This window comes from Segatella copri (assembly GCF_026015625.1).
Lineage (GTDB): Bacteria > Bacteroidota > Bacteroidia > Bacteroidales > Bacteroidaceae > Prevotella > Prevotella copri_H.
The window spans coordinates 1,251,872-1,265,847 of the sequence record NZ_JAPDVG010000001.1 but is presented as its reverse complement, the minus strand read 5'-3'; the positions used below and the strand labels follow the sequence as shown (position 1 = coordinate 1,265,847).

Sequence of the window (13,976 nt, the reverse complement as noted above, 5' to 3'; positions counted from 1 at the left end):
CTTGCCAGGCAATAGGTACATAGCCCAATTTTCTGAATTCCCGGTAACCCAGCATCTTTTTGCTCATTCGGGAGAACTCGATGTAAAAGCAGAGTCGTTTGTGTAAGTGGATAGTTATGCTGCGGAGTAACAATGGGAAAATAGCATTCTGTTCAGCATCGGGTGCATAAAATCCCTCTCCATACGCGTGCGCGTGCGTATATAAATAAGGTGGAAATAAAGATTTGCGGTGATAGAGGATGACGAGCATTTGTCCTACCACCTTATTCTCCTGTGTGGCGACAGCCATAAAAGGGGTTATGCCGGGTGTTTTTTCAAGAATCTGAAAAAGCTCCAAGCTATGAAAAAAGTCGCCTTCCAATAAATGCGGCATTTCTTCCAGTTTACCATATATTTCTACTTCATATTTTCTCACGAAGGCAAAAATAATAAATTTATCATAAAAAAGCAAGAAAAAGGGCTCCTCTATCGTTATTTTTTAGTATTTTTGCATAAAAAGTAGAACTTTAAACAAAATTACGTATGAAAATAGTGTTTATTGGGGCAGGTAATCTTGCTACCAATCTTGCGCTCGAAATATCGCAATCAGAACATCAGATTGTACAAGTTTTCAGTAGAACTTGGGAATCGGCCTCTCTATTGGCCGAGAAGGTGAATTGTGAGCCTGTCAATGAGATGGGTAAGGTGGTCTGTGATGCAGATTTGTACATCGTTTCAGTGAAGGATGATGCGCTTGAAATGCTTATTCCTGAACTGTGCAAAGGAAGAGAAGATAAGATGTTTGTTCATACAGCTGGTTCCATGCCGATGGATGTTTTCAAAGATTATGCCCGTCATTATGGCGTATTTTATCCGATGCAGACATTTACGAAAGATAAAAAGGTTGCATTCGAAAATATTCCTATTTTCATTGAGGGATGTGGTGCTTTCGAAACTTCTTTCCTGAAGAGGTTGGCAGAACAGATTTCTCGTAGTGTCTATGAATTGGATTCTGATAATCGTAAGTATCTGCACCTGTCAGCTGTTTTTGCTTGTAATTTTGCGAATCATTGCGTAGCTATAGGTCAGCAGATTCTCGAAAATCATCACATTCCTGGCAGTGTTCTCCGTCCTCTGGTTATGGAAACTATGGACAAGGCTTCTTCGCATTCGGCAGCTGAAGTGCAGACAGGACCGGCTATTCGTGATGATCGGAACGTAATGGAGAAACAAATGCAACTTCTTGAAAAACAGCCAGAACTACAGCAGATTTATGAAATGATGAGCAAAAGCATATTCAAGTTCAAGAGATAAAACTGTTATCGGTTTAAGTTTGCAGTTAGGAATTTAAGTTCTAAAAACAGAAATAAATATGATAAATTACGATTTAAATAAGATAAAAGCAATCATCTTTGATGTTGATGGAGTACTTTCAAGACAGACCATCACGCTTTCCAGTGCCGGCGAACCTTTGCGTACTGTTAATATCAAAGATGGCTATGCCATTCAGCTGGCTCAGAAAAAAGGTGTTCGTATCGTAATTCTGACAGGCGGTAATTCTCATGCCATACAGGTACGCTATGAAAATCTTGGCGTAGAGGATATCTTCATGGGGTGTTCTGTAAAGATAAAGACTTATGAGGAGTTCAAGCAGAAATATTCAATTACAGATGAGGAAATAATATATGTAGGTGATGATATTCCTGATTATGAGATTATGCGTCGTTGCGGATGTCCATGTTGTCCAGCAGATGCATGCTCCGATATTAAAGAAATTTCTACTTATATCTCGGCTTGTAACGGAGGTGATGGTGTGGGACGTGATGTCGTAGAACAGGTACTGAGAGCCAAGGGTTTATGGCTTTCAGATGCTAAGGCGTTTGGCTGGTAGAATTAAGTTAATAGTTGAAAGTTGATAGTTTGTAGTAGAAAGTTTGCAACTGAATTTTAATCATAAAGTTCAAAGTAATAAGGTTTAAAATAGATGAATTATAAGATCATTTTGGCGAGTAATTCGCCTCGTCGCAAGGAACTTCTGGCAGGTTTGGATATTCCCTTTGAGGTGAAGGTGATTAGTGGTATTGATGAAAGTTATCCTGCTGACCTCGATGCTTATCAGGTGGCAGAATTCATCTGCAAGAAAAAGGCTGAGGCTTATCGTCCGCTTTTGAACGGAAATAATAGTGTTGAAGAGTTGGACGAGTCAGAAACTTTGATTCTTACAGCAGATACGGTTGTGATTGCGCCAACAGCTGGCGAACAGAATGATCAGGAAGGAAAGGGAGTCATTCTCGGGAAACCTCGTGACGCTGAAGATGCCAGACGAATGCTGAAGATGTTGAGCGGAAAGACGCATCATGTAGTTACAGGTGTTTGTCTTACTACCCAGCATAAGCAGCGTTCCTTTTCAGTAACAACAGAAGTGACGTTCAAGCCGCTTTCTGATGATGAAATCAGTTATTATATAAATCATTATCAGCCGTTTGACAAAGCTGGCGCCTATGGTATTCAGGAATGGATTGGCTACATAGGTTGTACGGGGTTGAAGGGGAGTTATTTTAATGTGATGGGGCTTCCGGTTCAGCGTATCTATGAGGAATTGAGGCGAATTTAGATTTTTTAAAATTAAATATTGTTCTATGTCGTAGATAATGAGTATCTTTGTGCGTTTTATGTAACTAACAAGGATTATGAGTGAAGAAATTTTAGCAAAAGCTCATGAGGTTTTGGACAATTATATGGAGAGCAATCATCACCGGCGCACTCCGGAGCGTTCCACTATCCTCGACACCATTTATTCTATGGGAGAGCATTTCTCGATAGAAGATTTGGGCAGAGAGCTACTGAAAAAGAATTTTCGCGTTAGCAGGGCTACGCTTTATAACACATTGCATCTGTTCCTGGAACTGAGGCTTGTGGTAAAGCACAGTCTGGCAGACGGCACCAAGTATGAGGCCAGTTATAGCGAGGACAATCATGTGCATCAGGTTTGCACGATTTGTGGCAAGGTAACAGAAATTGTTGCACCGCAGGTTACGGCTGCAGTGAAGGATATCAGGATGCAGCGCTTTCGTAAAGATGCTTATGCTCTTTACATCTATGGCGTATGCAGCGGCTGTCAAAGCAAGATGACTCGCAAACGCAAAAAAGAATAAGTATCAAGATAAAAAGATAAAAAATGAACACAGGTAAAGTAGATGTCCTGCTGGGTTTGCAGTGGGGCGATGAAGGTAAAGGTAAGGTGGTTGACGTGTTGACCCCTAAGTATGATGTCATTGCTCGTTTCCAGGGTGGTCCTAATGCTGGACATACATTGGAGTTTGAGGGCGAGAAGTATGTGCTTCGCTCTATCCCTTCTGGTATTTTCCAGGGTGGTAAGGTGAACATCATCGGCAATGGTGTGGTTTTGGCTCCAGACCTCTTTATGGGTGAGGCTAAGGATCTTGAGAAGAGCGGTCATGATTTGAAGAGCCGTCTTTACATCTCTAAGAAGGCACATCTCATCATGCCTACTCACCGTGTACTCGATGCTGCTATCGAGGCTTCTAAGGGAAAGAACAAGGTAGGTACTACTGGTAAGGGTATCGGTCCTACTTATACTGACAAGGTTAGCCGTACCGGTCTTCGCGTAGGCGATATCCTTGACAATTTCGAGGAGAAGTATGCTGCTCACAAGGCTGCTCATCTCAAAACCATCGCAAGTCTCGGTTATACCGACTTCGATATTACAGAGGTTGAGAAGACCTGGATGGAGGGCATCGAATACTTGAAGCAGTTTAAACTTATTGATAGCGAGGTAGAAATCAATAAGGTGCTCCGTTCTGGTAAGGATATCCTCTGCGAGGGTGCTCAGGGTACTATGCTCGATGTTGATTTCGGTTCTTATCCATTCGTTACTTCTTCTAATACTATCTGTGCAGGTGCCTGCATAGGTTTGGGTGTCGGCCCTAACCGCATCGGCAATGTTTATGGTATCATGAAGGCTTACTGTACACGTGTTGGTGCAGGTCCATTCCCTACAGAGCTTTTCGATGAGACGGGTGCCAAGATTCGTGACCTCGGTCATGAGTATGGTGCTGTTACCGGTCGTGAGCGTCGTTGTGGCTGGTGCGATCTTGTACAGCTCAAGTATTCTGTCATGGTGAATGGTGTTACCGAGCTTATCATGATGAAGAGCGACGTGCTCGATGGCTTTGATACCATCAAGGCATGCGTGGCATATAAGTTGAAGGATGGTTCTGTTACAACAGATTTCCCATACGAAATCGATGATGTAGAACCTGTTTACAAGGAGTTCAAGGGCTGGAAGACAGATATGACTAAGTTCACATCTGAAGATCAGTTCCCACAGGAGTTCAAGGATTATATTGCTTTCGTAGAAGAGTTCCTTGAGACTAAGATCGGTATCATTTCTATCGGTCCGGACCGTGCTCAGACTATTGTACGCAAATAAATCATATAGTGTTTAATGTTTAGTGTTTAATGTTTACTTTGAGGGGTTTACATGGCGCTAGACATTAAACATTTAACATTCATATTAAACATTAATAAATGGCTCAGAAACCAAGTATACCAAAGGGCACGAGAGATTTTGGTCCTGTTGAGATGGCGAAACGCAACTACATCTTCAACACCATCAAGGAAGTGTATGCTCTTTATGGATTCCAGCAGATTGAAACCCCTGCCATGGAAACCCTTCAGACTTTGATGGGCAAGTATGGTGAAGAGGGTGATAAACTGCTTTTTAAGATATTGAATTCAGGCGACTATATGAATAAGGTGAGCGATGAGGATATTCATTCTCTCGGATCACTCAAATTAGCAGCGAAACTTTGTGAGAAGGGTCTTCGTTATGACCTGACCGTTCCTTTCGCACGTTATGTAGTGCAGCACCGCGAGGAGTTGCAGATGCCTTTCAAACGTTATCAGATTCAGCCAGTATGGCGTGCAGACCGCCCTCAGAAGGGACGTTACCGTGAGTTCTATCAGTGTGATGCTGATGTGGTTGGCTCTGATTCTCTCCTGAACGAGGTCGAATTGATGCAGATTGTTGATACCGTGTTCACTAAGTTTGGTGTTCGTGTATGCATCAAGATTAATAACCGCAAGATTCTTACCGGTATTGCAGAGGTTATCGGCGAGGCTGAGAAGATTGTAGATATCACAGTGGCCATCGATAAGCTTGATAAAATCGGACTTGACAATGTAAACGAAGAGTTGCGCAATGACGGCATTTCTGAAGATGCCATTGAGAAGTTGCAGCCAATCATCTCACTGTCAGGAACTAATGATGAGAAACTTGAAGTGATAGCGAAGGTTCTCGAAGGTTCAGAAGTTGGTTTGAAGGGTGTAGAGGAAACCAAGTTTATCCTCGATACCTTGAAGACTCTTGGCTTGAACAACGAGATAGAACTGGATCTCACTCTGGCTCGTGGCTTGAACTATTATACAGGTGCAATCTTCGAGGTGAAGGCGCTTGATACTCCAATGGGAAGTATTACAGGTGGTGGTCGTTACGACAACCTCACCGGCATTTTCGGTTTGCCAGGTTTGAGCGGTGTTGGTATCAGTTTTGGTGCTGACCGTATTTATGATGTGTTAGGTGCGCTCGACCTTTATCCGAAGGAGGCTGTAAATGCTACTCAGGTACTGTTTATCAACTTCGGTGAAAAGGAGACAGCTTACTGCCTGCCTATAGTAAGTGCAGCTCGTGCAGCCGGTATCCGTACCGAAATCTTCCCTGATAAGGCGAAGATGAAGAAGCAGATGAGCTATGCCAATGCCAAGAATATTCCGTTTGTGGTGCTTGCAGGTGAGAATGAGATGGCTCAGGGCAAGGTTACGCTTAAGAATATGGAAACTGGCGAACAAACCTTGGTTACTGCCGAGGAATTGATAGCCAAAATAAATAAATAATACTCTCTTTCTCGTCCTCTCGTGCTCGTATATGTGAATATGCAGTGCGGCAGGGCGAGAGCTTTTTATGTGTTAGCGTGTATGCCTAACTATAATTTTAGTAACTTCTAAAAACTACAGACAAATGAAAAAAATAAAAGCTATTTTATGTGTATTCATACTGGCGTTGCTGATGACATCCAGCACAAAGACAACAACGATTTTTGTAATAGGTGATTCTACTGCTGCCGAGAAAGGTGGTTTTAGAAATAATCCAGAGCGAGGATGGGGGATGGTATTGCAAGGCTTTTTTGATGACAAGGTGATTGTTGACAATCATGCTGTTAATGGTCGTTCTTCTTTGAGCTTTATCAATGAAGGAAGATGGAAAAAGGTTTTGGATAGAATAAAGCCAGGTGATTATGTGTTTATCCAGTTTGGGCATAACGATGAGAAGTCTATGCCTGACCGTCATACTGATCCGGGATCTACTTTTGATGCAAACCTTGCCAGATATGTAAATGAGACCCGTGCCAAGGGTGGTATTCCTGTACTGTTCAATGCGGTGGTTCGTCGCTGCTATTATTCTGCAGAATTGAAGAATGATGATGACGAGAAGCTTCGCAATAAAGTATATGATGGAAGGGAGCAGATTAATAGTGATACGCTTATCGATACCCATGGAGCTTATGTGATAGCTCCCCGCAATGTAGCAAAGCAGCTGAATGTTCCGTTTGTTGATGCTACTAAGATTACCCACGATATAGAAACGGGCATGGGTATTGAAGGCAGCCGCAAATTACATATGTGGTTTATGCCTGGCGAGAATCCGCAGGTTCCTAAGGGTAAGAAAGATAATACCCATTATAATGTATATGGTGCACGTGTGGTTGCCGGTGCGCTTGCTGATGCTGTAGCTGAGCAGGTGCCAGCGCTGAAGTCTCATGTCTGCCATTATGATTATGTAGTCTCTGCAGAAGGTCGAGGCAATTTCATGGATTTGCAGAAGGCTGTAGATGCGGTTCCTGTAGGCAAGAAGGCTGTTGTCCGTGTTTTGGGTGGTGAATGGAAGAAGCCAATCATCGCAAAAGGCAAGAAGATTAAGTTTGTCAAGTCATTTGGTGCTAAAATCAAATAGTAACAGGCTTTTTTAAAACTCCCGATATCTTTGAAATTACATGGCGATGTAGAAGTCTGTGCGTCGTGACATAGAACAAAATGCATCGCCATGTAGTAAACCTATACATAAAAGGGGTACTTTCACAAGCACCCCTTTTCATATTATACAAAAACATTATGAATTATTTCTATTAGCGAACAAGATTTTAATTTCTATCTTTGTCTCAATTATCTAAAAGTTTCAAACGTTCACCAGAATTGCTTTTGGCAAGGGGCAATTCCTACTCGTAGGATAACCTCAGTTCTGATGTTTATCATTTACGGTTGCAAAGGTACGAAGATTTTTATAATTGTGCAATACCTAAAAATGGGGGTTTTGATGAATACCTAGAAATGAGGAATGAAAATGGGGGAGAGTAGATATGAAAAAAGGAAGTCCTTATTGAAGAACTTCCTTTTTTATGAGGTGTCTAGCGGAGTCGAACCGCTCTACACGGTTTTGCAGACCGTTACCTAACCGCTCGGTTAAGACACCTTGTGTAGAACAATCATTTCTGATTTGCGAGTGCAAAGGTACTACTTTTTATTGGTTCTACCAAATTTTTATGCAACTTTTTTAATTAAAACAATCACTTTCTTTGTATCTTGCTCATAATGAACGGGTTCTGAAATGCTTTAATTTTTGTCTGGTTTCCTCGCTGCATGACAGTAAAAGTAGTTTTAGCAGCTCTTTTATGAGAACTGCTCTTGTTCTTTCCGCTGAGTAGCCTCTTTCTTTTTGTTCTTTTGGCATTTTTCAACGAACGGGCAACCTGAACATTGATAGTTTTTACACTCTCGTGCTTGTTTGATGGAGCGGTAGATACAAATGGCGGCATACGTGATGCATGCCGCCAATATGATTGCTATGATGATATACTGTATCATAAGCATAGGTAAATTAACATAATACTAACCTACGGCGTTATAACCATTGGTTGAGTTTTTGCGCATGATGTCGCGGATATTCATCTCCTTGAAACCCTCTGCGCGTTTCTGCTCTTCAAGCTCTTTCTCTTCCTCGATGTCCTTTTCTGAACGGGTGAAAGTGAAAGCCTTGTACTTAAATTCTGCAATCGCCCAACCTACGAGGCCCACAGCGATCAATGCAACAAATCCAATTAATGCGTTCATTTCTCTTTATATTATAATAATGTATAAACTGAATTAATAATCATCGTCGGCTACGTCTTCTGCATCATCAAGACCGAGGTTCTCCGGGTCTTCGAAGGTAGTACGGTAGCTTTCCTCAGTAAGCTTGTCGTCATCGAATGCATCGTCATCCTCATCTGGATCGTTGTAGTGATCCTCGATTTCTGGTGCATCCTCGTCTTCATCCTCGTCTGGGTCGAGCAGGTCGTCGTTGCGTTTCAAATCATTCTCATCTTCGAATCTCATGCGAACCTTTTCTACCTTTGGCTTCTCCTTGGCAAAGATAGCTTCTACCCAAGAACCTTTTGGTACCACGAGCACTTCGTAGTCATCAGCGAGCTTTTTCTCGTACAGACCACCCGGCTTTTTCAGGCGGTCAGCAGGAAGAGTAGTTGTGCTGATGTCGAAATTACTTTCGATGATGTCCTGGATGCTCTGAGGCAGACTCTCCCAGCCACCACCAAAGTTGCGCTCCAAGAGTTCGATGAGCTTATTGGCGGTGATGTGACTTACATTTTCGTAAGTAAGATCTGTAACACGCATGATAGGGCGCTTTTTGATGGCATACTTTTCTTTCTTGTCGTTGATACGGAAAGTGCCAATCTTAAAGCCGCGTGCCATCAGTTTGTCAATCACTTCAGGACGGTCTACCGTCACTGGTTCCATTTCGAATGCACTGCGGATCACTGCGATATACTTGTTCTGGTAATCCTTGAGGTCAGCATCCTTTTCTGCTGCTTCCCAAAGACGGAACACATCGTTCTCCTGCAATTCCCAAATGCTACTTTTAGTAACATTCTTCAGTGTTAATATTTTATCTTTATTCATCTTCAATTATGTTTGTGTGTGCAAAAGTAAGTACTTCTTTTTATATATCCAAATTTTCTTGCTGTTTTTTTGTGTTTTTGGTCACTTTTTTATTTGGAATTCGATTTTTTTCATTACCTTTGCACGTACTATGAGTGAACCGTTAGCTGAAAGAATGAGACCTCACACGCTTGCTGACTATGTAGGACAGCAGCATTTGGTAGGTGAGGGGGCCGTGCTGCGCAAGATGATTGACGCAGGGCGCATATCCTCTTTTATCCTCTGGGGACCCCCTGGAGTGGGCAAGACTACCCTTGCTCAAATCGTGGCACATACTATCAAGGTGCCGTTCTTCACCCTCTCTGCGGTGACCAGTGGCGTAAAGGATGTCCGCGAGGTGATAGAAAGAGCAAAAAGTGGTAGATTCTTTAATTCGGCTTCTCCTATATTGTTTATTGATGAGATTCACCGTTTCTCCAAGAGTCAGCAGGATTCGCTTTTGGGTGCGGTAGAGAAGGGTATTGTTACGCTGATAGGTGCTACCACCGAGAATCCTTCATTCGAGGTGATTCGGCCGCTGTTGTCCAGATGTCAGCTCTATGTGCTCAAACCGCTTGAAAAGGCTGATCTTGAAGGGCTTCTGCATCGTGCCATTACGCAGGATGTAGAACTCAGAGAAAAGAATATTAAGTTGGAAGAGACGGGCGCGCTGCTGCGATATAGTGGTGGAGATGCCCGAAAACTGCTCAATATTCTGGAACTGGTGGTAGAATCTGCCGGATCTTCAGAGATTGTGATTACCGACAAGATGGTAGAAGAGCAGTTGCAACAGAATCCGCTGGCTTACGATAAACAGGGTGATATGCATTATGATATTATCTCAGCCTTTATCAAGAGTATTCGCGGAAGCGATCCCGATGCTGCGCTCTATTGGATGGCGAGGATGATAGAAGGAGGAGAAGACCCGCAGTTTATAGCCCGTAGGGTTGTGATTAGTGCCTCTGAGGATGTGGGACTTGCCAATCCGAATGCACTCCTGCTTGCCAATGCAGCCTTCGATACGGTGATGAAGATAGGGTGGCCCGAAGCGCGTATCGCCCTTGCTGAGGCTGTGGTGTATCTGGCCACGAGTCCGAAGAGCAACAGTGCTTATCTGGGCATTAATGATGCGTTGGCTACTGTACGTCAAACGGGTAATCTGCCTGTTCCGCTGCACATCCGCAATGCTCCTACCAAACTGATGAAAGATTTGGGCTATCATGACGGATATAAGTATCCTCACGATTATCCTGGACATTTCACTGAGCAGCAGTATCTGCCAGACGAACTGAAGGATGCCCGCTTCTGGCATGCGCAGCATTCGCCTTCCGAGGAGCGCCTCTACAACTGGATGGTTACCTGCTGGGGAGAAAGATTCAAGAATTAGTGATTTAGAATAGATATATAGATAATTAGAAATTGATATTTAGAGCAACTAACTGATACGAGAAAATGATGATACATGGCGATCCAGAATTCGTGCTCACGCTTCATAGTGTGATAGAATTCATCGGTACATTTGCTTTTGCCCTTTCGGGCATTCGTCTGGCTGCAAGTAAGCACTATGATTGGCTGGGCGGTTTTGTTTGTGGTGTGGCTGTAGCCATAGGTGGTGGAACCATACGAGATGTGATGCTTGGTGTGCGTCCGTTTTGGATGTTGAGTCCTATCTACCTGATTTGTACACTGTTTGCGCAGTTGGTAGTGATTGCTTGCCACCGCTATCTTAAGCGTCTTGACAATACCTGGTTTCTGTTTGATACCTTGGGCTTGGCGCTTTTCAATATTGCGGGCATCCAGAAGTCGCTCGAATGTGGTTTCTCTTTTTGGGTAGCCATCATCATGGGCTGTATCACGGGTGCTGCAGGCGGTGTTATCCGCGATGTGCTTCTTAATGAAGAGCCGGTCATCTTCCGAAAGGAGATTTATGCGATGGCTTGTGTCGCCGGTGGTTTGGCTTATTGGGGATTGAGCTATCTGGGTGTGAGTCTCTATATTACGGTAATTGTAGCTTTCTGTGTGGTTTGCGCCATCCGATTGCTGGCTGTAAGATACCATATTTCACTCCCGAAGCTGAGGGATGAAGAACAAACTGTAGAATGAAAAGGAAAAAATGAAATTGATAAATAACAGATAACAGATGAAAAGACTGAAAGCGATTTTGATGCTCGTTGTTGCAATGATGCTGATGTCGTCGGCAACAATGATGGCTCAGAACAAACGAGAGTTTCGTGGAGCCTGGATACAGTGTGTTAACGGACAGTATCTTGGCAAGAGTACGCAGCAGATCCAGGCGATGCTTACCAGACAGCTTGATGAACTGCAGAAGGATGGCGTGAATGCGATAATCTTTCAGGTTCGAGCCGAGTGTGATGCTCTGTATAAGAGTGATTTAGAGCCTTGGAGCAAGTTTCTTACGGGGGTGCAGGGAAAGGCTCCTTCTCCTTATTGGGATCCGTTGCAGTGGATGATAGAGCAGTGTCATAATCGTGGCATGGAGCTTCATGCCTGGATTAATCCTTATCGTGCCAAGCATAGCGTAACTTCCTATGAGCAGGTTTCGCCGAAGAATATCGTGAAGAGGCGTCCTGATCTCTGTTTTCAGTATGGCAAGCTGACGCTGTTGAACCCTGGGTTGCAGGCTGCAGCCGACTATATTTGCGAGGTGGCTGTGGACATTGTAAGCCGATATGATGTTGATGGATTCCATATTGATGATTATTTCTATCCATATCCAGAGGCCGGACGTCAGATTCCTGATCAGCAGCTCTTCCGCCAGCAGTCGCGCGGCATGCGAAACATAGGTGATTGGCGCCGTGATAACGTGAGCCGGTTTGTAAAGCAGCTCAGCGAATCCATTCATGCCGTTAAGCCTTGGGTCAAGTTTGGTGTTTCTCCATTCGGCATCTACCGCAACAAGCGTACCGATCCTAATGGTTCTGAAACCTTCGGCCTCCAGAATTATGATGATCTTTATGCAGATGTATTGCTTTGGGTGAATAATGGTTGGATAGACTATTGTGTGCCTCAGATATATTGGGAGATAGGCAATCGTGCAGCCGATTACAAGACGCTCATTACCTGGTGGAATAAGCATGCTGGCAACCGCCCATTATATATAGGTGAAGATATAGAGCGTACAGCCAAGTTTGCTGACCCAGTCAATCCGCGCAGTCATCAGTTGCCTGCCAAGCACCGCTTGCATCAGCAGATGCGCAATGTGAAGGGCACAGTGCTCTGGTATGCGCAGACTGCTGCCGATAATGTAGGTAATATCGGACATACACTCCGCAACAATTATTGGAAGTATCCAGCATTGCCACCCTCTATGCCTTTCCTTGATAATAAGGCGCCAAAGGGGGTAAAGGGTGTCAAGCTGATGTGGACCGAGAAAGGTCCGCTGCTGGTATGGAAGGCTCCTAAGGCTAGCAAGAAAAAGTGGGGCGATCAGGTGAACCGTTTTGCTATCTACCGTTTTGAGAAAGGAGCTAAGGTAAATCTCAATGATGTTTCGGCACTCCAGGCAGTTACTTATGATAATTTCTATCGCATCCCTTATGTGAGTGGCAAGAAATATGTGTATGTAGTAACTGCTCTCGACCGTGTAGGAAACGAAAGTAAAGGTAAGAAAAAGAAAATTTCTTTTTAGATTGGTTAGATGATATAAACGGAAAGACCGTTAAAAACAGAAAAACCGTTGTACTCGATAGGAGAGAGTGCAACGGTTTTTTATTTTGTTGGGATGGGGGAGCGGGTAGTCCTTTCATCCTGTATTTTTTTATTCTTTCAGCAGGTCATTCAGGAAGTTGTCCAGATCGTTGTCCAGATTCTCCATCAAGTCACCACCTACGATGATTGTATCATCGTCAGCAAGATAGAGCTCGCCAATATGCTCTTTATCGTCATCTTCGAGCACAAAGCTGTATGGCTTGAGAATGCCGAGATGATCTATGATATCAGCCTGTTTGCGCAATACATCGCGAAGCAGCTTTGCTACCTCGTCGTAGAAGTCTTCATCCTTGTTTTCTATCCATTGCTCAACAACGCAGCGGGTAATCTCGTTGTCATCGTCGTCAAAGGCCAGGAGTTCGCCACTGTCTTGCGAAACCCTTACGTGGATGTCGGTCATTTGAGAAGTCTCGTCGTCAGATTCTGGCGCAGGGAACTTTTGAGCTACTTTTCTGATAAAGCGCTCTACTTGCATGATTGTTTGCTCTAATGTTTCCATATCAATTCTTTAATAATCAATGCAAAGATACATAAAAAATTGATATCACCAAAAGAAGTTGCTAAAAAAAAGCATTTTTGCTTTTAATTTGTTCTCAAACTGCCTGATTCCAGGGTATAGATAACGTTTACGCTTCTTTTTTTATATTTTCTTTTCGATTTTGTTTGCCATTTCTAAATAATGTAGTATCTTTGCACTTGAATTGCAAAAATGCAATCTCAACATTACAAATGAATAACAAGATAAAACATTCTGGCATCGTAGAAAGCGTAGAAGAAGGTTGTGTGTGCATTCGCATTGTACAGTCGTCAGCCTGCAGCGCTTGCAAGGTGGCTGCTCATTGTACTGCATCTGAATCGAAAGAGAAGATGATTGAGGTTTCTACCTCTGAGGCGTCTCTCTACCACAAAGGCGATAGCGTGGTGGTGACTGCAGATTCGGCTGTAGGCTTCAGAGCCAGTTTCTATGGCTATCTCTTGCCGCTGATACTGATGGTGATCGCTTTGGTGGGTGTACTGAAAGCTACTCACTCAGAGGGAGCCGCAGCGCTCTCGGCATTGGGCATTCTCATTCCATACTATGTGGTGCTCTACTTATTCAGAAACAAACTTAAAAACAAACTGAGCTTCTCTATAGAAACATAGGGTGCGTGATGTGCTCCTGTGGCTTCAGCGATGAGCCTTTATTTTAAAACAAAGAAAATAACAAAACACAAAAA

At 43.4% G+C, this 13,976-nt stretch carries 14 protein-coding genes and 1 tRNA gene; 11 read left to right on the top strand and 4 right to left on the bottom strand.

Annotated elements, in window-relative coordinates:
• Nucleotides 1-522: 522 nt before the first annotated feature.
• The 7 genes from ONT19_RS05770 to ONT19_RS05740 all read left to right on the top strand — a co-directional run bounded on the left by ONT19_RS05770 (nucleotide 523) and on the right by ONT19_RS05740 (nucleotide 7,012).
• The gene (locus ONT19_RS05770) at nucleotides 523-1,293 is read left to right on the top strand and encodes a Rossmann-like and DUF2520 domain-containing protein (protein WP_264952970.1); all 771 of its coding nucleotides are present in this window, start codon (nucleotides 523-525) and stop codon (nucleotides 1,291-1,293) included.
• A 58-nt stretch (nucleotides 1,294-1,351) separates the two neighbouring features.
• The gene (locus ONT19_RS05765; protein ID WP_022121881.1) at nucleotides 1,352-1,870 is read left to right on the top strand and encodes a KdsC family phosphatase; all 519 of its coding nucleotides are present in this window, start codon (nucleotides 1,352-1,354) and stop codon (nucleotides 1,868-1,870) included.
• Between the two features lie 93 nt (nucleotides 1,871-1,963).
• Nucleotides 1,964-2,593: a Maf-like protein gene (locus ONT19_RS05760; protein ID WP_117727678.1), complete on the top strand. Its 630-nt coding sequence runs from the start codon at nucleotides 1,964-1,966 to the stop codon at nucleotides 2,591-2,593.
• A 76-nt stretch (nucleotides 2,594-2,669) separates the two neighbouring features.
• The gene (locus ONT19_RS05755) at nucleotides 2,670-3,134 is read left to right on the top strand and encodes a Fur family transcriptional regulator (protein ID WP_022121879.1); all 465 of its coding nucleotides are present in this window, start codon (nucleotides 2,670-2,672) and stop codon (nucleotides 3,132-3,134) included.
• A 23-nt stretch (nucleotides 3,135-3,157) separates the two neighbouring features.
• The gene (locus ONT19_RS05750; protein ID WP_254970392.1) at nucleotides 3,158-4,432 is read left to right on the top strand and encodes an adenylosuccinate synthase; all 1,275 of its coding nucleotides are present in this window, start codon (nucleotides 3,158-3,160) and stop codon (nucleotides 4,430-4,432) included.
• Nucleotides 4,433-4,530: 98 nt separating this feature from the next.
• Entirely contained in the window at nucleotides 4,531-5,895 is a 1,365-nt protein-coding gene (hisS, locus tag ONT19_RS05745; RefSeq protein WP_264952971.1) for a histidine--tRNA ligase, read from the top strand.
• Nucleotides 5,896-6,019: 124 nt separating this feature from the next.
• Nucleotides 6,020-7,012, top strand: coding sequence for a rhamnogalacturonan acetylesterase (locus ONT19_RS05740; RefSeq protein WP_264952972.1), 993 nt, complete (start codon nucleotides 6,020-6,022; stop codon nucleotides 7,010-7,012).
• Nucleotides 7,013-7,457: 445 nt separating this feature from the next.
• On the opposite strand, the gene ONT19_RS05735 is transcribed toward ONT19_RS05740, so the two are convergent.
• The 3 genes from ONT19_RS05735 to ONT19_RS05725 all read right to left on the bottom strand — a co-directional run bounded on the left by ONT19_RS05735 (nucleotide 7,458) and on the right by ONT19_RS05725 (nucleotide 9,012).
• Nucleotides 7,458-7,528, bottom strand: a tRNA-Cys gene (locus ONT19_RS05735).
• Nucleotides 7,529-7,944: 416 nt separating this feature from the next.
• Nucleotides 7,945-8,166, bottom strand: coding sequence for a hypothetical protein (locus ONT19_RS05730; RefSeq protein WP_022121874.1), 222 nt, complete (start codon nucleotides 8,164-8,166; stop codon nucleotides 7,945-7,947).
• A gap of 33 nt (nucleotides 8,167-8,199) precedes the next feature.
• Nucleotides 8,200-9,012: a hypothetical protein gene (locus tag ONT19_RS05725; protein ID WP_006848669.1), complete on the bottom strand. Its 813-nt coding sequence runs from the start codon at nucleotides 9,010-9,012 to the stop codon at nucleotides 8,200-8,202.
• Nucleotides 9,013-9,142: 130 nt separating this feature from the next.
• On the opposite strand from ONT19_RS05725, the gene ONT19_RS05720 reads away from it, so the two are divergent.
• The 3 genes from ONT19_RS05720 (at nucleotide 9,143) to ONT19_RS05710 (ending at nucleotide 12,679) form a co-directional block, all read left to right on the top strand.
• Nucleotides 9,143-10,417: a replication-associated recombination protein A gene (locus tag ONT19_RS05720; protein ID WP_264952973.1), complete on the top strand. Its 1,275-nt coding sequence runs from the start codon at nucleotides 9,143-9,145 to the stop codon at nucleotides 10,415-10,417.
• 68 nt (nucleotides 10,418-10,485) lie between these two features.
• Nucleotides 10,486-11,133 carry a trimeric intracellular cation channel family protein gene (locus ONT19_RS05715; RefSeq protein WP_117692538.1) on the top strand — a complete coding sequence of 216 codons (648 nt, stop codon included), beginning with the start codon at nucleotides 10,486-10,488 and terminating at the stop codon, nucleotides 11,131-11,133.
• Between the two features lie 37 nt (nucleotides 11,134-11,170).
• Nucleotides 11,171-12,679, top strand: coding sequence for a glycoside hydrolase family 10 protein (locus ONT19_RS05710; protein WP_264952974.1), 1,509 nt, complete (start codon nucleotides 11,171-11,173; stop codon nucleotides 12,677-12,679).
• Between the two features lie 129 nt (nucleotides 12,680-12,808).
• On the opposite strand, the gene ONT19_RS05705 is transcribed toward ONT19_RS05710, so the two are convergent.
• Nucleotides 12,809-13,258, bottom strand: coding sequence for a hypothetical protein (locus tag ONT19_RS05705; protein WP_006848665.1), 450 nt, complete (start codon nucleotides 13,256-13,258; stop codon nucleotides 12,809-12,811).
• Between the two features lie 230 nt (nucleotides 13,259-13,488).
• Between ONT19_RS05705 and ONT19_RS05700 the strand changes: the two genes are divergently transcribed.
• Entirely contained in the window at nucleotides 13,489-13,902 is a 414-nt protein-coding gene (locus ONT19_RS05700; RefSeq protein WP_118064879.1) for a SoxR reducing system RseC family protein, read from the top strand.
• The last annotated feature ends 74 nt before the right edge of the window (nucleotides 13,903-13,976 follow it).